The organism is Arenibacter nanhaiticus (assembly GCF_900141935.1).
Taxonomy (GTDB): domain Bacteria; phylum Bacteroidota; class Bacteroidia; order Flavobacteriales; family Flavobacteriaceae; genus Arenibacter; species Arenibacter nanhaiticus.
In genome coordinates this window covers 69,345-87,856 of record NZ_FQYX01000004.1, presented here as the reverse complement: position 1 = coordinate 87,856, position 18,512 = coordinate 69,345, and the positions used below count along the sequence as shown (strand labels likewise).

General features: G+C 40.5%; 19 protein-coding genes and 1 tRNA gene. 12 read left to right on the top strand and 8 right to left on the bottom strand.

Annotation, left to right across the window (positions count from 1 at the left end; translation table 11 throughout):
* Positions 1 to 2 precede the first annotated feature (2 nt).
* Positions 3 to 1,427, top strand: coding sequence for a c-type cytochrome domain-containing protein (locus tag BUA16_RS03815; protein ID WP_072763318.1), 1,425 nt, complete (start codon positions 3 to 5; stop codon positions 1,425 to 1,427).
* 158 nt (positions 1,428 to 1,585) lie between these two features.
* Here BUA16_RS03815 and BUA16_RS03810 read toward each other — a convergent pair.
* Positions 1,586 to 1,662: transfer RNA gene (locus BUA16_RS03810), tRNA-Ala, on the bottom strand.
* A gap of 74 nt (positions 1,663 to 1,736) precedes the next feature.
* Positions 1,737 to 2,534 carry a universal stress protein gene (locus BUA16_RS03805; protein ID WP_072763317.1) on the bottom strand — a complete coding sequence of 266 codons (798 nt, stop codon included), beginning with the start codon at positions 2,532 to 2,534 and terminating at the stop codon, positions 1,737 to 1,739.
* Between the two features lie 254 nt (positions 2,535 to 2,788).
* Between BUA16_RS03805 and BUA16_RS03800 the strand changes: the two genes are divergently transcribed.
* The 4 genes from BUA16_RS03800 to BUA16_RS03785 all read left to right on the top strand — a co-directional run bounded on the left by BUA16_RS03800 (position 2,789) and on the right by BUA16_RS03785 (position 6,007).
* Positions 2,789 to 3,289, top strand: coding sequence for a GNAT family N-acetyltransferase (locus tag BUA16_RS03800; RefSeq protein ID WP_072763316.1), 501 nt, complete (start codon positions 2,789 to 2,791; stop codon positions 3,287 to 3,289).
* A gap of 12 nt (positions 3,290 to 3,301) precedes the next feature.
* The gene (locus BUA16_RS03795) at positions 3,302 to 4,636 is read left to right on the top strand and encodes an MATE family efflux transporter (RefSeq protein WP_072763315.1); all 1,335 of its coding nucleotides are present in this window, start codon (positions 3,302 to 3,304) and stop codon (positions 4,634 to 4,636) included.
* 84 nt (positions 4,637 to 4,720) lie between these two features.
* Positions 4,721 to 5,488 (top strand): enoyl-CoA hydratase/isomerase family protein, encoded by a 768-nt coding sequence (locus BUA16_RS03790; protein WP_072763314.1) that lies wholly within the window; start codon positions 4,721 to 4,723, stop codon positions 5,486 to 5,488.
* 18 nt (positions 5,489 to 5,506) lie between these two features.
* Complete coding sequence (locus BUA16_RS03785; RefSeq protein WP_072763313.1) at positions 5,507 to 6,007, top strand: DUF4199 domain-containing protein; 501 nt, start codon at positions 5,507 to 5,509, stop codon at positions 6,005 to 6,007.
* 136 nt (positions 6,008 to 6,143) lie between these two features.
* On the opposite strand, the gene BUA16_RS03780 is transcribed toward BUA16_RS03785, so the two are convergent.
* Entirely contained in the window at positions 6,144 to 6,788 is a 645-nt protein-coding gene (locus tag BUA16_RS03780; RefSeq protein WP_072763312.1) for a 2OG-Fe(II) oxygenase, read from the bottom strand.
* A gap of 281 nt (positions 6,789 to 7,069) precedes the next feature.
* On the opposite strand from BUA16_RS03780, the gene BUA16_RS03775 reads away from it, so the two are divergent.
* Positions 7,070 to 7,519, top strand: coding sequence for a 6-pyruvoyl trahydropterin synthase family protein (locus tag BUA16_RS03775; RefSeq protein WP_072763311.1), 450 nt, complete (start codon positions 7,070 to 7,072; stop codon positions 7,517 to 7,519).
* A gap of 56 nt (positions 7,520 to 7,575) precedes the next feature.
* Positions 7,576 to 8,334 (top strand): UDP-2,3-diacylglucosamine diphosphatase, encoded by a 759-nt coding sequence (locus tag BUA16_RS03770; protein ID WP_072763428.1) that lies wholly within the window; start codon positions 7,576 to 7,578, stop codon positions 8,332 to 8,334.
* Positions 8,335 to 8,524: 190 nt separating this feature from the next.
* Here BUA16_RS03770 and recJ read toward each other — a convergent pair whose 3' ends face one another.
* Genes recJ through BUA16_RS03755 form a run of 3 tightly spaced genes read right to left on the bottom strand, consistent with a single transcriptional unit; the run spans position 8,525 to position 12,568 of the window.
* Positions 8,525 to 10,216: a single-stranded-DNA-specific exonuclease RecJ gene (gene recJ, locus BUA16_RS03765; RefSeq protein ID WP_072763310.1), complete on the bottom strand. Its 1,692-nt coding sequence runs from the start codon at positions 10,214 to 10,216 to the stop codon at positions 8,525 to 8,527.
* Positions 10,217 to 10,221: 5 nt separating this feature from the next.
* Positions 10,222 to 12,132 (bottom strand): peptide-N-glycosidase F-related protein, encoded by a 1,911-nt coding sequence (locus tag BUA16_RS03760; protein WP_072763309.1) that lies wholly within the window; start codon positions 12,130 to 12,132, stop codon positions 10,222 to 10,224.
* A 16-nt stretch (positions 12,133 to 12,148) separates the two neighbouring features.
* The gene (locus BUA16_RS03755) at positions 12,149 to 12,568 is read right to left on the bottom strand and encodes an OsmC family protein (RefSeq protein WP_072763308.1); all 420 of its coding nucleotides are present in this window, start codon (positions 12,566 to 12,568) and stop codon (positions 12,149 to 12,151) included.
* A gap of 53 nt (positions 12,569 to 12,621) precedes the next feature.
* Here BUA16_RS03755 and BUA16_RS03750 point away from each other — a divergent pair, with 53 nt between their 5' ends.
* Positions 12,622 to 13,212, top strand: a complete 591-nt coding sequence (locus tag BUA16_RS03750) for a carboxymuconolactone decarboxylase family protein (RefSeq protein ID WP_072763307.1) — start codon at positions 12,622 to 12,624, stop codon at positions 13,210 to 13,212.
* Between the two features lie 139 nt (positions 13,213 to 13,351).
* Here BUA16_RS03750 and rsmI read toward each other — a convergent pair whose 3' ends face one another.
* Both rsmI and BUA16_RS03740 read right to left on the bottom strand, forming a co-directional pair.
* On the bottom strand, positions 13,352 to 14,023 hold the full coding sequence (gene rsmI, locus BUA16_RS03745) for a 16S rRNA (cytidine(1402)-2'-O)-methyltransferase (RefSeq protein ID WP_072763306.1): 672 nt from the start codon (positions 14,021 to 14,023) through the stop codon (positions 13,352 to 13,354).
* A gap of 125 nt (positions 14,024 to 14,148) precedes the next feature.
* Positions 14,149 to 14,835 (bottom strand): hypothetical protein, encoded by a 687-nt coding sequence (locus BUA16_RS03740; protein ID WP_072763305.1) that lies wholly within the window; start codon positions 14,833 to 14,835, stop codon positions 14,149 to 14,151.
* A 191-nt stretch (positions 14,836 to 15,026) separates the two neighbouring features.
* On the opposite strand from BUA16_RS03740, the gene BUA16_RS03735 reads away from it, so the two are divergent.
* From BUA16_RS03735 to BUA16_RS03720, 4 genes are all read left to right on the top strand, one after another.
* On the top strand, positions 15,027 to 15,671 hold the full coding sequence (locus BUA16_RS03735) for a thymidine kinase (protein WP_072763304.1): 645 nt from the start codon (positions 15,027 to 15,029) through the stop codon (positions 15,669 to 15,671).
* On the top strand, positions 15,664 to 16,770 hold the full coding sequence (alr, locus tag BUA16_RS03730) for an alanine racemase (RefSeq protein ID WP_072763303.1): 1,107 nt from the start codon (positions 15,664 to 15,666) through the stop codon (positions 16,768 to 16,770). Before BUA16_RS03735 ends, alr begins: the two co-directional genes overlap by 8 nt.
* 87 nt (positions 16,771 to 16,857) lie before the next feature.
* Positions 16,858 to 17,259 carry a large conductance mechanosensitive channel protein MscL gene (gene mscL, locus BUA16_RS03725; protein WP_072763302.1) on the top strand — a complete coding sequence of 134 codons (402 nt, stop codon included), beginning with the start codon at positions 16,858 to 16,860 and terminating at the stop codon, positions 17,257 to 17,259.
* 210 nt (positions 17,260 to 17,469) lie between these two features.
* Positions 17,470 to 18,459 (top strand): aspartate-semialdehyde dehydrogenase, encoded by a 990-nt coding sequence (locus tag BUA16_RS03720; RefSeq protein WP_072763301.1) that lies wholly within the window; start codon positions 17,470 to 17,472, stop codon positions 18,457 to 18,459.
* Positions 18,460 to 18,512: the final 53 nt, after the last annotated feature.

The following is an 18,512-nucleotide window of genomic DNA, read 5'->3' as shown; positions in this document are numbered from 1 at the left end:
AAATGACATACACTTCAAAAAATCGATGGGCTGATTATTGGGTTTTGGCCCTTTCCGTATTCCTAGTTTTTTGCCTGGTTTTTGAGCCCTATATCGAACTCCCCAGCTTGGTTTCTTGGCTAGGAAGATGGCATCCCTTAGTACTTCATTTTCCGATAGTTCTTTTGTTAATGGCTATATTTTTGGGACTAACAGGAAAGAAAGTTCCTAATTTACTTTTGACCGTTGGGGTGCTCTCTGCCTTGGTAACGGCTGTTTCCGGATTTTTTCTAGGGAAGGAGACTCCGGTCAAAGGCGAGCTGTTGTTTTGGCACCAATGGTTGGGCGCGGGGGTTGCCTTGTTTGCAGCCCTTTGGTATGCTTTGTCACAGGTGCAGCTCGACCAAAAAATATATACCAAAGGAATTCAAGTAATCATGATAGGGCTGGTTGCTCTTGCAGGCCATTATGGGGGCATGGTAACCCATGGAGAAGATTTTTTGGCGCTTCCCATGGAAAAACAGCAAGAGAAGATTCCTGAAAACCCCATTATTTATAAAGATATTGTGTCGCGAATTTTGGATGACAAATGCGTTTCCTGCCATAACCCCAACAAACAAAAAGGGGAATTATTGATGACTAATTTAGCCGAACTGTTTAAGGGAGGAAAAAGTGGGAACACCCTGGTTCCGGGAGAACCTGAACAAAGTGAACTCATCAGGCGTCTTCACTTGCCCATGGAAGACGAAGAACGTATGCCCCCGGAAGGAAAAACCCCTTTGAACGACAACGAAATTGCTATATTGGAACGCTGGATAGCCTTGGGGGCCTCGGGAAGCCAACGTTTGGACGAACTTGATAAAAACGAATCGCTCGTGGCCCTTGTAAAAGAAATGATGGTTCCGGATCCCGTGGAAAAATGGTCAAAATTGCCTACCGTGGCAGACAGTACCCTGAAAAATCTATCTTCCGATTATCTGACAATAGAACGCCTGGCCAGTAACTCAGATGCCTTGAGTGTCGATATCTACCTTGCCCCCGAATACGATCCGAAACCGATTATGAACCTAAAGCGCGTTGCCAAAAACATCATAGAATTAGATCTTAGCGGGTTGCCCATAGGTCAAGATGAAATGACCCTTGTTTTCGCTTGCCACAATTTGGAGTGGCTTGAACTAGACAAAACCCCGCTTACCGATAGGGAAATCGAGAACCTCATCAACCTTAAAAACCTGTCATTTTTGAAGATCTATGAGACTCCTATCACCGATCTGAGTATTTCGACATTTAAAGACCTTCCTAATTTAAAAAGCCTTTATCTCTGGGGAACGGATATTTCCGATAGGGCATTGGCTGGATTACGGAAATCAAATCCCGGGTTACTAATCAATAACGGCATCAATGGGGATACCAAGGCCTTCTTTTTGGCTACTGATTCAATAAAATAAAAGCTAACCGATCGATGATCGAACATAAAATCCCTACCCCGGTATTATCCGGATCAGGTACAGCATAAAAGCGCTCTTGGGTATCATTTTTGATAAACAAGGAAAAGAATTACGAAAAGCCTTTAAAACAAAAAAACCATCACGAAAGTGATGGTTTTTGGTGGAGAATACCGGAGTCGAACCGGTGACCTCTTGCCTGCCAGGCAAGCGCTCTAGCCAGCTGAGCTAATCCCCCGTTTATTTCAAGATGCAAATAAACTACTTTTTATTTGACTATCAAAATACTTTTGCTGATTATTTTAAAAAAAATTAATCTTTTTTTACACTGAGAACCAGAACTGGTACCGGAGCAAAGAATTCCGATTTGGGAATGGTGTTCCTCTCCCATAATTTTTTAAAGAAGCCTCTTTTTCTTCTAAAGACACAAAGCAAATCGGGGTGTTGTGTCTCAAAATGTTGCAATACGCCCAAATAAGTAGTGGTGTTTTCGGCTAAAGTAAGGTTCTCACTTAAATTCATTAAGGCCATATTAATTTTAAGGTCTTCCTTGGTATAGCCAGGGGTTTTCACAAACAACAAGCTAATATTCGAATTAAATTTTTCTTTGATAAACAACAAGGGGTTTAATATTCTTTTGTCTTTTAACACGCCAGATTTAAAGGCCGTCAAAATATCCGTGAAAGGTTTAAAAACCGTCCCTTTAGGTACTATTAGGGTGGGAATATTGGTGCGTTTTACAATTTTTCCAGAAACATTTCCCAAATAGAGTTCCTCCCTATTATCATTACTTCTTGGCGCCAAAACAATGAGGTCCAGGCCCAGTTCCTTTTCAATACTCTTCAACCCCTCTATGATTCCGCCATTATAAGTAGCAATTGTTATGTCTACTCCTTTAGCTGCCACCTTCTCTATAACCCTCTTTAGATGTTCCCTGCTTCTTTCGGCAACTATTTCATCAATATTTGCCAAATCGCCGGCGACGGCCCTAATATTGTAAACTTCCATCACATACACCTTACTACCGAATTCAGCGGCAAAGTCCACCGCGTATTGAAGTGTTTCATGCGCATCTTCCGCAGTGCCAATAGGAACGAGGATATTTTTCATAAGTGTTTATTTAATGGTTTTTTTACGGTCATATGTAATTCGCATAGCTGCATTCGTGGCTGCGACCAGTTTTCAGACATGCTCATTTCATAAAAATGGTTTATTGGCTTTTAGTTTTTTTCAATTACAGTCCTTTGGTGATTTCAGAATTTCCTTAAAGCAATCCTCAATCTTTGGAAGGCAGTTTTAATGGGTCGGTTACAAGACTATTCTTGATTATTGGCTTAAATTTACCATTTTAAAAAAAACGATACATGATTAGGCGGGCAAAAAAACATGAAATTACCGACATCCTCGGCATAACCAATTCCTGTGCAGAAGATATGATTAAAAAGGGTATTTTCCAATGGAACAAAAATTACCCCTCTAGAGAAGCCTTTGAAAGAGACCTAGATAGAAACGAACTCTATGTTCTAGAAAAAAACGAAATCATAATAGGATGCATTGTTATTTCGGACTTTATGGACAAAGAATATATTCCGATACACTGGGACACCCCAAATACCAAGAATATGTACATTCATCGATTGGCGGTTCATCCTGACCATCAGGGAAAGGGATATGCAAGTTTACTGATGGATTTTGCCGAGGATTTGGCCAAAACCCATAATTTTCTATCTATACGTCTTGACACCTTAAGTAAAAATAAACGCAATATATCTTTTTATACAGCCAGGGGATACCAGCAAAAAGAGGATATCTATTTCCCCCATAAAAGCGAATTCCCCTTTCATTGTTACGAACTTGTACTTTAATTTTTTTAGTTGTTGAAAACCATCATTAGTTTTAAAAGCATTAACAAACTCGCCATTCCTGCTACCATTGCCGGAATAGCCGAACCTATATTATCTATCACCGACACGGCCATTGTGGGCAATATTCCCGTAAATGGCGTGGAGTCATTAGCCGCGGCCGGTATTGTAGGGGCATTTTTATCGATGATCATTTGGATTTTGGGGCAAACTAGAAGTGCTATTTCTGCCATTATCTCCCAATATTTGGGTGCCGGAAAATTATCGGAAGTAAAAACGCTGCCGGCACAGGCCATTTATTTAAATATTGGACTAAGCGTGCTTGTTCTTTTTTCTACGATCTTTATTATAGAGGATATTTTTATGCTTTTAAATGCCTCGGGAAAAATTTTGGACCTCTGTGTCTCTTATTATTCAATTCGCGTTTGGGGCTTTCCTTTAACCCTTTTCGTATTTGCCGTCATGGGCATTTTCCGTGGGCTACAAAACACTTACTACCCTATGTTAATTGCGATAACCGGGGCGGTTTTGAATATTGTGCTCGATTTTATATTCGTATATGGTATAGAAGACCTTCTCAGCCCTATGTATTTGGAAGGTGCCGCTTATGCCAGTTTAATTGCTCAAGTGGTTATGGCTATTATGGCCTTTGTCCTTTTGGTAACCAAGACCGATATCAGCCTATCCTTAAAATTACCCTTGCATCCAGAATTAGGCAGATTAGTTGGGATGAGCCTAAATTTATTTGTCCGTGCCTTGGCTTTAAACACCGCCCTTATCCTAGCGGTCAGGGAGGCCACCGCTTTGGGGGACCAATATATAGGAGCCCATACCATCGCCATCAACATTTGGCTCTTCACTTCCTTTTTTATTGACGGATATGGCGCTGCCGGTAATATTATGGGAGGAAAACTTTTAGGGGCCAAAAACTACGATGGACTATGGCTACTGGCAAAAAACATTATAAAATACGGCCTTGTAATCAGCCTAATTTTAATGGGAATGGGCGTCTTGTTTTACCAACCTATAGGGCTACTGTTTTCTAAGGAACCCGATATATTAAACGCTTTTTACGCCATATTCTTTATCATCATTATTGGACTTCCCATAAATATGGTGGCCTTTGTATTAGATGGACTTTTTAAAGGATTGGGAGAGATGAAATATTTGAGGAATGTTTTGCTCTTAGCTACTTTTCTTGGCTTTGTCCCTCTGTTGTTCCTCGGTAAATATTTACAATGGGACCTCTATGGCATTTGGGCATCTTTTACCCTATGGATGCTTCTTAGGGGAGCGGCCTTGGTTTGGAAATTTAGACGAAAATTTCGTCCGCTCTTACAAAACACCTAATTTTGAGAATACCAAAACCTTTTTAAAGGCAGAAAAGGCCGAATGAAAATCTAAACCTATCTATTAACTATAGCACTGATTATTATGGAAACTACAAGACCTAATGGAAGTTTATACACCAAAATTGTCGATAAGGTGGCAACGGTAGAATTTGGACATCCGGCTAGCAACTCCTTTGTTTTAGAGCTTTTAGAGCGTCTTACCGCTACCCTTGACCAACTTTCGGAAAACCCAGAGGTTTCCGTTATTGTTTTAAAATCTGAAGGGGAAGGTACCTTCTGTGCTGGCGCTTCCTTTGATGAACTGGTGGCGATAGAAAATTTAGCAGAAGGCAAAGTGTTTTTCAGCGGTTTTGCCAACGTTATCAATGCTATGAGAAGCTGTTCAAAGGTTATTATAGGACGTGTTCAAGGGAAGGCTGTTGGCGGAGGTATTGGACTGATCGCAGCTTGTGATTATGTCTTTGCCGCAGAAGCTGCCGCCATCAGGTTATCCGAACTCTCCATAGGGGTTGCACCCTTGGTAATTGCTCCTGCAGTAAAACGGAAAATTGGCACCGCAGCCCTTTCTGATTTGTCCTTAGCTCCTACGGAATGGAAAAATGCTTATTGGGCACAGGAAAAAGGATTATTTTCCAAAGTGTTTACAAGCCTTAAGGATATGGACAAACAAGTGTCTATTTTAAGCGAAACCTTGGCAACCTATAATCCGGAAGCCCTATCGCAATGGAAAAAAGTATTGTGGGAAGACACCGAACACTGGGACACCTTACTGATAAACAGAGCAGAAATTACGGGGAAGTTGGTTCTATCCGAAGAGACTAAAAAGGCCTTGAAAAAATTCAAAAAATAATATTATATACCTTCTTTTATGAATAAATTTCGCCTCGAAATAAAATGGGCCATCATATTCTCCGCCACAGTATTGGTCTGGATGACTTTTGAAAAAGCAATGGGCTGGCACGATGTCCATATAGGAAAACACGCCCTTTACACCAACTTTTTTGCCCTTGTCGCCATTGCCGTCTATGTTTTTGCCCTTCTCGATAAGCGGAAAACGGTCTTTAACGGTAAAATGACCTGGAAACAAGGCTTCATCAGCGGTGTTGCACTCAGTGTTATTATTGCTGCATTAAGTCCGATTACCCAATTTATTACCAGCACCATCATAACGCCCGATTATTTTACCAATATTATCAATTTTGTGGTGAATAACGGGAGAATGACACAGGAAGCAGCAGAAGCCTACTTTAACCTCAAGAGCTATATGCTACAGAGTGCCTTTGGCGCCCTTACCATGGGTATAGTCACGGCGGCCTTTGTTGCCTTTTTTGTCAAAAACACTACTGAAAACCCGAACGGTAAACATTAAAACCTAACACTTATAAAAATGGATATGTCATCAATCTTAAACGGGAACTTTATTTTCCTAATATTAGCCGTAGTATTATTTGTCGTTTATTTTGTCAATAAAATAAGGAACAAAAAAAAATTTAAAAGGTAGTTGACTACCTTGTCTTTAACCATCCCGTAATGCTCAGTCTTTCGCGCTTTACGGGTTTTACTTCGTGTTCCAATTCCTGACTTTCAAATATCACTACCCTGCCAGGAAATGGGGTTATAGTCTTGGTTCCTTCTTTGCCGTCTTCAGAAAGGTACAATACCAGTTCTCCACCATCGGTTTCGGGAATCCAATCATTCTCATTCAGATAGAACACCATTGACAGCTTTCGTCTGTCATCGTTCTTAAAGGTATCTAAATGTCTTTTATAAAAGGTGCCCTCCGGGTAAATGGCATAATGGAACTCTTTATAGAGAATTCCCATAAAACAAGTTTTGTTTAAATAATTGGCTAGTTCGTTGATTTTATCAAAAAACCGCTGTTCCAAAACATCATGGCTATCTTCATTTATCCACAAGATGAAATCGCCACGAATAGCTTTCTCTATTTGGGCATTGACCCGATTGCCAATAGCTGCTTTTTTAAACTGCTCTTCCTCGTATTTTGTCAGAAGAGAATTTCGTAGGACCGCCACCTCTTCTTCTGTAAAGAAATCATCGATAATACTGTATTTCGTCTCCGAAATATCAGCTATCACTTTTTCAAAAAGTAGATTTTCTTTAAAATCTAATTGCTCATAAAGTTCTTTCACTTATATCGTTGCCATTTAGAAAGCCGACAAATGTAGTTCAAAATCGGTTTTGAAAAACAAAGCCAATCATAAAAATGATATTTTTTTTCTTCTAACCCTCTCCTATACATTGGCTTAGGGCCTTTACTTTTAAAAGAAGGATAAAAACTTCCTTATTTTTAGTGATTTAACAAAAGGCTTCCATCCAATCCCTTCGATATAAATTGAATTAAAAATTTAGCGCGAATCAATATATACATAGGTTTTACAAATTAACTACCTTTGCAGGGCAAACAAACATTATGGGCAACATTCGTATTACCAAGCAGTTTAATTTTGAAACTGGACATGCATTATACGGCTACGACGGCAAATGCAGAAACGTACATGGGCATAGCTATAAACTTTCCGTGACGGTAATAGGTACTCCAATTACCGATACAACTCATGTTAAATTAGGTATGGTTATAGATTTTGGCGATCTAAAAAAGATTGTCAAGGAAGAAATCGTTGATGTATTTGACCATGCTACCGTGTTTAACAAACACACTCCCCATGTAGAGTTGGCGAAAGAGCTAACGGATAGAGGGCACAGTGTAATTTTGGCCGACTACCAGCCTACCAGTGAAAACATGGTGCTGAGTTTTGCTGATAAAATAAAGGCCAGACTTCCCGAAAACATCAAATTACATTCCTTAAGACTACAAGAAACCGATACCTCGTTTGCAGAATGGTATGCTTCCGATAATTAATCCCCTATAAGGCTTCTTATGGGCTTTTGATCGTATACAACCCACGCATGATAGAAATTACCGTTCCAAAAGGAAAAAACATATACTTCGCCAGCGATCAGCACCTTGGGGCCCCTACCATGGAGGCGAGCCTGGTCAGGGAAAAAAAGTTTGTCGCCTGGTTAGACGAAGTAAAAAAAGACGCAGCGGCCATTTTTCTCTTGGGAGATTTGTTCGACTTTTGGTTCGAATATAAAACGGTAGTACCCCAAGGTTTTACACGGACCTTGGGTAAATTAGCCGAAATAACCGATTCGGGTATTCCTATCTACTTTTTTGTAGGGAATCACGATCTATGGATGAACGGATATTTTGAGAAGGAATTAAATATTACGGTCTTTCATAAACCCCAAGAATTTCAAATTAATGAGACTTCTTTCTTTATCGGCCATGGAGATGGTCTAGGTCCACACGACATAGGATACAAACGCATGAAGAAAGTGTTTACCAATCCTTTTTTTCAATGGTTGTTTCGATGGCTTCACCCAGACCTGGGCGTGCGATTGGGACAATACCTATCGGTAAAAAACAAAATGATCTCCGGAGATGAGGATATAAAGTTTTTAGGCGAGGATAAAGAATGGTTGGTACAATATTGCAAACGTAAACTAGAAAAACAGCACTACGACTATTTTGTTTTTGGACACCGCCATCTACCTTTAGAAATTGACCTCAATGGAAAATCGACTTACACAAACCTAGGCGATTGGATTTCCTATTATACGTATGGGGTGTTTACAGAGGGTCGCCTTTCGCTTAAAAAACAGGGCGAATAATCCTTCTACCGATTCTCAGTTTATAAGTGGTCACTCTTAGGAAATGCAACTACGCTCTTAAAAGGACATCAGGCCAGGCACGCTACATGATAATCATATATTTTGGTCGCAATGGCATAAAAAACAAACGCCCAAACAGTATTGTTCGGGCATTTGTGTAAAGTTACCATAAAGGCTCGCTATAGGATAGTTACGGCCTTATGTCTTTAATTTTCAATTGCAAAGAAACGTTTCCCTGCCATTCATTTTCATCGAGGGCGAAAACAGCACTAAAGGGCTCTTCATTGGTCACTATCTCTAATTTATTACCCAAGTTAAAACCTATACATCCTATTGGGGGAGTTCCATTTTGGGTAACGGCCATTTTAAGGTGGCTCTCATCTTGCCCTACCCCCTTGGCATACCCGTTATCTTTAAGGTTTTCTGCCATAAATACCGGAGACGGATTTCCCGGGCCAAAAGGTTCGAACTGTTTAATGATACGCAATAATTTTGGAGTCACTTCCTCTAGGCTTATTTGAGCATCGATCAAAATTTCAGGTGTCAATAGCTTTGGATCTATGGTTTGGGAAACCACTTCTTCGAACTTAGCCTTAAATGCCTCATAATTCTCCTCTAATAGGGTGAGTCCGGCTGCGTATTTATGTCCCCCAAATTGCTCAATAGTCTCGGCACAACCTTCCAAGGCTTTGTAAACATCGAAGCCCTTTACCGAACGTGCCGATGCGGCCAATTTCTCCCCGCTTTTAGTAAATACCAAGGTGGGCCTATAATAGGTTTCTATAAGTCGTGAAGCCACAATTCCGATCACCCCTTTGTGCCAAGTAGCTTTATAAACAACCGAGGTACACCCATCTTGTTCTTCATTTTCCTGGATTTGCAATAAGGCCTCTTGGGCAATTTCTTGGTCTAGGCTTCTTCTATCGGTGTTATAATTTTCTATTTCAGCGGCAAATTTTTCGGCCTGTGGCAAATCCGTGACCTTCAATAAATTCACCGCATGTTGTCCGTGTTCCATGCGTCCTGCGGCATTAATCCTTGGGGCAATTACAAAGACCACATCGGTGATGGTTAGGGTTTGCTTTTTTAATTGATTGATAATTGCCTGAAAGCCAGCTCTAGGACGACTATTGATCACTTTTAACCCCCAGAAGGCCAACACCCTGTTCTCTCCTGTAATCGGAACAATATCGGCACCAATAGCCGTAGCCACCAGATCTAGATATGGGATTAGGTCTTCTATGGTTTCCCCATTTCGGCTGCCCAAGGCCTGAATCAGTTTAAATCCGACCCCACATCCACATAGCTCATCATAGGGATAGCTACAATCTTCCCTTTTGGGGTCTAAGACTGCCACAGCGGCTGGAATTTCATTTCCTGGCCTGTGGTGATCACAAATAATAAAATCTATTCCTTTTTCCTTGGCATACGCGACTTTATCAATGGCTTTTATACCGCAATCCAATGCGATGATCAATGAAAACTCGTTGTCTTCGGCAAAATCTATACCCTGAAAAGAAACCCCATAACCTTCCTTATAACGATCTGGAATATACGTGGCTACATTGGGGTAATAGCTTTCGAGATACGACGATACTAAGGCTACCGCCGTAGTACCGTCGACATCATAATCCCCATAGACCAAAATATTTTCTCCGCACCCCATGGCTTGTTCTATCCTAAGCACCGCTGCACCCATATCCTTCATTAAAAAAGGATCGTGCAATTGGGACAACTGGGGTCTAAAAAATTGTTTGGCCTCCTCAAAGGTCCTTATACCTCTTTGGAGCAACAATTCGGCCACTAAGTCCTCTACATTAAGCGCTTTGGCCAGTGCATCGACCTGAGCCTGCTCGGATTTTGGTTTTACGGTCCAACGCATTGCGTTTATTCTTTTAGCCTTATTCTATTCTTAAATATTTCTTCTCCATCAACGATCACCTTTAAATAATAGCGCATTTTAGGCAAGTATGACAGGTCGTAAGTAAGGATACCCTTCTGAAACCCTATATAAGAATGGTTTTCTACTATTTTAGATTCGTCTTCTTGTTGGGTTATAATCACCTGAACATCTTTGGCATCGTTGGCAAAATAATCCAAGATGATAGGTCCTTCTGTTCTCGACGGAAACATCGTAATAGAAGGGATATTATCTAAATGATATTCTGCTGTTGGCTTTACCCTAAAATCGTATCTAATATGGCTTCCAAAATCGGAATTAAAATGTTTTATAGCACGTCCTAAGGTATCCAATAGTTTTACATCTCCACGACCATCCTTGGCCTTGTACCAAAATTCTAGTCCATCGCCGCCCTTGTCTTCAACGGTAAAGGTATAACTCCCTTCTGGCAGTTGTAAGGTGTCCCTATAAACCGTATTTGGCTGTAGCTCCAAACTGTCCTTTTTAAAGACAATATCACCTAAGCTATTGGTAACCTTGTACGAGTTCTGACCTGGTTTGTTGTTCGTTTTAAAGTAGATTATACTGTTTTCTGGTAAAATATTTGGGCGTGTATACTGCGAGCTCTTTTTGTTGTCCGCCTTATACCCGTCTTTTTTACCGTTTGGATTTTTTAACTCTACATGGAATGGTACCGTTTCCTTATCGCTGTATATTTCTTTCGGCAAGCTTATTAAAGCCGATTCGCCATACGGAATGTCACCCTTCCACTTAAAGGTATTTGTTTTTTGACCTTCTAGACCGTACTTCACCACCAAAGATTTAAGATTTTCGCTACCGTTATTCCTGATCCTGATTACGGCTAAACTTCCCAAGGGATTTTTTCTACTAAAAATCTCCTCGGTCGATGGGGAAATAATATCTACCAAGGTAACATCGTTGGAGGAATTGATCTTTCCGAATTCCATCACATAGGCTACCAACAATTCTTTGGCACTTGGGTTTTCGGTTTCATAGGGCTCCATATCTACATTGACCGTATAGGCTGTTCCAGTTTTAATATCGAACATCACCTCATCTGGCTGCAGTAGGTAACCTGGGCACCAATTTGCCCTGTCGAATATCCAGGTTCCTGCCTGTGGATATAAGGGGTTATCCCCACATTCCATCCACAGTTGCTTGGCATCTATTACCTTTCCGTCGACAAGAATTTCACGGTATTTATCACAAAACTCGCCACAACCATTGGCATCCATACCATGTCCGGTTTGGAGAATTTTAATCTTTCCGAAGGTAGCAGCGGCATCTGGTTTTAAATTAACAGGAACCAAATGATTCTCTATCGGATCATTTTTGTCGCCATAATTATAATTCCCATCATAAATTTTATGCACTGCCAAAGGCTCTACCACGGGTTTTCCGTAGGTGATCTCGAAATCTACCGTTACTTTCCACCCTCTGGTTTTATTGTCTTCATAACCAGTATGAATATAATCGACCACCAAACTATCTCTTAGGATAGGACTAAAATCGGTAATATCTACTTTCCAATCGAACCTCCAGTCTTCTTGAAATCTTCCTCCGTAGGGAGTCAACATTCTGGCTATTTCATAGGAGGTAGAATCATTTTTGGGGCGTACTTTTATATGGTCTACATAATCCCAGTCTGCACAACGCATATTGTCTGGACACTCGAAAGTGAGATTTAATATTATTTGTCGTATTTCCTTGTCCTTCTTAGGAAAAACAGCCCATTCCTTATAACTATTTGCGCCTAATGCCGGATTTGTAACTATAGTTGCTTCGTTATGGGAAACAATATGTTCTTTTTGTTGTGCTTGTAGCTGTTGACCAACAAAAAGTAGGCTGCCAACCAAAAAAAGTGCTTTTTTAATCATTTGTAATTCTTGCAATTTATTTATTAAAGTAAGTTTTGATATCTAAGGCTGCGAATTTTCTAAACATTTCCATCACGCCACAGTATTTTTCAATGGAAAGATCAACAGCGCGCTGCAATTTTTTTTCATCTAAATTAGGCCCGGCAAAGTGGTATTCTATGGTTACCTGATCGTAATATTTAGGATGCTCGTCGGTAAGATTCGCAATGGTCTCTATTCGGAATTCGGCTACCTCCAATTTCATTTTTTTGATCAATGACGCCACATCCAAACCGGAGCAGCCTGCCAAACTTGCTAACATCAATGCCTTTGGGCGATACCCCTGCCCTTCGCCCCCGTCCTCTGGCGCGATATCTATAATAAGGTTGTTTCCTGAAGGATTGTTACTTTCAAAGGCCATGTTTCCCAGCCATTTCGTAGTGATGTGATTTGTCATGAGGTGAATTTTTAGTACTTTAATTGTCAAAAATACAATATAAATCTCCAACTATGCCCTTAGTAAAACCCTTAGATTCCCAACAAGATGCCGAGACTAAAGAACTGGCTGCATTTTTCAATGAAACATTGGGTTTTTGCCCCAATTCTGTATTGACCATGCAGCATCGGCCGGCCATCTCCCAGGCCTTTATTCGTTTAAACAAGGCCGTAATGGCCAATGAAGGCAGGGTCACCTCGGCCCTCAAGAGAATGATGGCCTGGGTAAGCAGTAATGCTGCTGGCTGCCGTTATTGCCAGGCCCATGCCGTAAGGGCTGCAGCACGTTATGGTGCTTCCCAGGAACAATTAGAAAACCTTTGGGAATACCGAACCCACCCTTCTTTTTCCGAAGCCGAGCGTGCCGCCTTGGATTTTTCACTATTGGCTTCCCAAGTCCCCAACGGAGTAGATGCCGAATTAAAACAACGCTTGACCCGATATTGGGACGAGGGTGAAATAGTGGAAATGTTAGGGGTTATTTCTCTCTTTGGATATCTTAACCGATGGAACGATTCTATGGGCACCTCCTTAGAAAAAGATGCCATTGAAAGCGGGGAGCAATACTTGGGAAAACACGGCTGGGAGCGGGGGAAACACCAATAACAACTATGCTGCTACCCTATACGACCCTCCTCCCAGAACAGGGATATGTTAGCACTAAATCCTGGTTTAATACATATTTCAAGACCCCTTGGATAATCCTTTATATAGGTAGGTACGAATTAGCGAAGGGTAGAATACACTATTTTTTACCGGCTACGACGATAACTATTTCTCCTTTTGGAGGCGTTTTTGTAAAATGCTCCAACACCTCGGCTGCGGTACCTCTAATGGTTTCCTCGTACATTTTTGATATTTCCCTGGAGACAGATACTTGGCGTTCGGGGCCAAAATAGGTAACAAAATGCGACAAGGTCTTTACCAATTTATGGGGAGATTCATACAGAATAATTGATCTGGTTTCTTCGGCCAATAGTAAAAATCGGGTCTGTCTCCCTTTTTTTACGGGTAGAAACCCTTCGAAGACAAATTTGTCATTGGGCAGACCGCTATTGACTAGGGCAGGGACAAAAGCTGTGGCTCCTGGTAAACAATCGACCTCAATTCCGCTTTCTACACAGGCACGGGTCAATAAAAATCCGGGATCGGAAATGGCAGGAGTACCGGCATCGGAAATCAGGGCTATATTCTCACCGGCCTGAAGCTTCTTTACTATGTTTTCAACGGTTCTGTGTTCGTTGTGCATATGGTGACTTTGCATGGGAGTCCCAATGCTATAATGATGCAACAATTTACCACTGGTACGCGTATCCTCGGCCAAAATAAGATCTACTTCTTTTAATATCCTTAAAGCGCGTAATGTAATATCTTCTAAATTACCTATTGGTGTAGGCACAATGTAAAGTTTTCCCATCTGTTGTTATTAAGGCCGTCCTTATTGAAAAGCAACTTGTACCTAAGTTTTCATACAAAAAGCGCTTTATAAGGTCATCAATAAAAGCCCATAAAGCGCAAAATTACAACTTAGTACTTACTTACCTAAGAAAATTTACGGGCAATAATCCCCATAAATCGCATTTCGTAGTCTTCTTTGCCTTCCCAATGGTTATAATCTGGTTTTACCATATTTTCGATAAAAGAAATAGAACGTTCTTCGGTGTCTATAGTCCTCAATTGGGACAAAACCCTATTGTAGTCTTCCATACTACCGTTAAAAAGATGCTTTACAAAAGCCAGCCTATCATTAAGGTCCACGGTAATGTCTCGGGTTTTAGGTTCTTTAGTGGTCTGTCGAATTTCAGGAATTTGCGGGGTTGTTACTTCTTTGGGCATAAAGAGGTCCCGATCATTTTTCATCAATTCTGGTTTGGAGGTAAATTGAGAAAGCACCTCTTCGATCGTTGTTGCACTGGGCATTTCTGAAACCATATCTCGTATCGTATCAATTCCCGGTACAATAATATCTTCTTCATGGGGATTGCTCTCTGGCACAGAAGAATTAGCCCTTAACACGGAGTTTGCCATGCTTTCAAATTTTGAGGCAATGACATTTTTAGGCTTTTTGGTCTCTGTTGTCGTTAAAGATTCTTCTATGTATTTTAAAACTGCCAATTTTTCATAAAGCTCTTTTGTCGCTTCGTACAAGGCAGAAATATCATTTAAATTCCTAGACGAAATAATCTCGGTCGATAATTTTCTCAACTCTTCTTTTAGTCTCTTTTTCATCGGTACATATCTTTTTTAAAAAAAATGTTTTTAGCAATCCCTCAATCCATCAAATGGTACTTTAACAAATATTGGCATCCCTACCCATTAACTTTTGCCTACAATGATACCACAAGGATTATTTTTTTAATAATTTTATCCCACCTTATATAGAAAAAGGGGAGTAAATTACTTTCGTCTAAAAATACAAAATGTTTCTCGAAAATACTGTTAACCCTAAAGAACAATTCGGCTGGATCGAAGTTATTTGTGGTTCTATGTTCTCTGGTAAAACCGAGGAACTGATCCGCCGCTTAAAAAGAGCGCAGTTTGCCAAACAAAAAGTTGAGATTTTTAAGCCTATTGTAGACACCAGGTACCACGAATCCATGGTGGTGTCTCATGATGCCAACGAAATTCGCTCTACTCCTGTTCCCGCTGCGGCCAATATTAGGCTTTTAGCCGATGGCTGTGATGTGGTCGGTATAGATGAAGCCCAATTTTTTGATGACGAAATTGTATCGGTCTGTAATGATTTGGCCAATAAAGGAATCCGTGTGGTTGTCGCCGGACTCGATATGGATTTTAAAGGAAACCCTTTTGGTCCTATGCCAGCCCTGTTAGCCACCGCAGAATACGTTACCAAAGTACATGCCGTTTGCACCCGTACAGGGAACCTTGCCAATTATAGTTTTAGAAAATCCAATAATGATAACTTGGTGCTCCTGGGAGAAACCGAAGAATACGAACCCCTTAGTCGCGCTGCCTATTACAAAGCTATGTTAAAAGAAAAAGTTAAGAATCTAGATGTGAAATCAGAAGAGATTATCCATCCTAAAAATGATAAGAATGTCTAATGCCGGGGAAACCGTTCTGGAAATAGATTTAAAAGCCCTGGAACACAATTATCAATATTTAAAGACAAAAATAAAATCCAACACCAAATTTCTAGGGGTTGTAAAAGCCTTTGCTTACGGTAGCGATTCTGTCGCCATTGCCAAGAAACTAGAAGCTCTGGGAGCAGATTATTTGGCCGTGGCCTATACCTCGGAAGGGGTAGCCCTCAGGGAGGCGGGAATTAAGATGCCTATTTTGGTATTACACCCACAACAAATAAGCTTTGCTACCATGATTGAAAAATCATTGGAACCAAGTTTGTATTCCCTAGCTATTTTTACGGCCTTTATAGAAACTGCCAACAAGCTTGGAGAATCAGAGTATCCGATACATTTAAAATTCAATACAGGCCTCAACAGAATAGGTTTCGAAAAAAAAGACATCGATTTAATCGTCGACCATCTTAAACAGAACAATGCCATTGCGCTCAGGTCTATATTTTCGCATTTAGCCGCTTCCGAAGACCTAGAAGAAAAAGCTTTTACCCTGCGACAGATTCATAGATTTGAAGAAATATCCAAGGACCTGGAAACTAAATTAGGGTATATGCCCCTGCGACACTTGCTAAATACTTCCGGCATTATCAATTATGCCAATGCCCAATATGATATGGTGAGAAGCGGTATTGGTATTTACGGATTTGGCAACGAGGCTTCCGAAGATAAAAAATTACGACCAGTGGCTTCCTTAAAAACAATCATTTCACAAATTCATACAATAGAAGCCAAGGATACCGTAGGGTATAACAGGGCTTTTACAGCAGAAAAAACTACGGTTACGGCAACACTGCCTTTAGGACATGCCGACGGTCTTGGAAGACAATACGGCAACAAGGTGGGACAGGTATTGATTCATGGAAAATTGGCCCCCATTATTGGCAATGTATGCATGGACATGGTTATGATAGATATCACGGATATTCCGTGCAAGGAAGGCGACGAGGTAATTGTTTTTGGCAAGGAAAATACCGCAGATTGGTTGGCAACTTCTGCCAATACCATTTCTTACGAATTGCTTACGGGGATTTCGCAACGCGTAAAAAGAATATATATCGAATAATAAACGTCTTGGTCTTGAAGTTTTGTCACGCATTGTTATTTTTACTAAATTGGTGAATACCTTAATAACCAATTAAATAAAATACCTATGTTTAAAGAATTCAAGAATTTTATTATGACCGGCAATGTCATTGATTTGGCCGTTGCGGTGTTATTGGCAAGCGCCATGGGCTTGGTCGTCAGTGGATTTGTAAATGACATTATGATGCCTATCGTTGGATATTTTACCGGAGGGGTCGATTTCGCGGACATGCAAATTGTTCTTTCAGAGGCAGTCATGGCTGCCGATGGTACAGTAGAGAAACCAGAAAGCGCTATCCGATATGGAAAATGGATTAACTCCATTATCAACTTGGTAATCGTAGGCGCCGTTTTATTTGTCATCGTAAAAGCGTATAACAAAACAAAAAGACCGCCAGAACCAAAGGCTCCCAAAGGTCCAAGTCAAGAAGAACTATTGACGCAGATAAGGGATTTGTTAAAAAAATAATAGCTGTTGCCAGGTATAACAAAATAAGACCAGAAAACAGCCAAACAAAAAACCGTTAACCATGTATCCATACATAGTTGACGGTTTTCTTATGCCGTCGATTGTTATAAAAATAACATTTTGTTATATTTTTATAAAACTATTGTTAATAATCTTGTATAATGTCTTTTAATCAGTACTTTTGCAGCATGAATTTTTAATTTTATTCTAATGAAAGTAGCAGTAGTCGGTGCAACAGGAATGGTTGGTGAAATAATGCTAAAAGTATTGGCAGAACGTAATTTCCCCATCACTGAATTATTATTAGTAGCCTCAGAACGCTCGGTAGGTAAAAAATTAACCTTCAAAGGAGAAGAGCATACCTTAATAGGATTGGCAACGGCCGTAGCCGCCAAACCAGATTTGGCCATTTTTTCTGCTGGAGGAGATACTTCTTTAGAATGGGCTCCAAAATTTGCGGAAGTAGGAACTACCGTTGTAGATAATTCGTCGGCTTGGCGTATGGACCCAACCAAAAAGTTGATCGTTCCAGAAATCAATGCCCATGAACTCACCAAAGAAGATAAAATAATAGCAAACCCAAACTGCTCTACAATTCAATTAGTATTAGCGCTATCGCCTTTGCACAAGCAATACAAAATGAAAAGGGTGATCGTTTCTACTTACCAATCGGTATCGGGAACAGGTGTTAAAGCCGTTCAGCAATTGGAAAATGAAATCGCTGGCATACAGGGAGAAATGGCATATCCTTATCCAATAGGAAAAAATGCCCTTCCCCATTGCGACGTATTTCTTGAGAATGGATACACCAAAGAAGAGATGAAATTGGCCCAAGAGCCATTAAAGATATTTAACGACAATTCTTTTTCCGTAACTGCTACCGCAGTACGTATCCCTACTTCAGGCGGACATTCGGAATCTGTAAACGTAGCATTCGAAAACGATTTTGACCTAGCAGAAGTGAGAAGGCTATTAAGCGAGGCTCCTGGTATTACCGTACAGGACAATACAGATACCAATACCTATCCAATGCCTATTTATGCCAACGGAAAAGACGATGTTTTTGTCGGTAGAATTAGAAGGGACGAATCGCAGGCAAAAACTTTAAACTTATGGATCGTAGCCGATAACTTAAGAAAAGGAGCTGCCACCAATGCCGTACAAGTTGCTGAATATTTAGTAGAAAACAAGTTGGTATAAGCCCTTAAGGCATACCTATCTCAGATTATTCTTCTGACTATATAATTTTTACC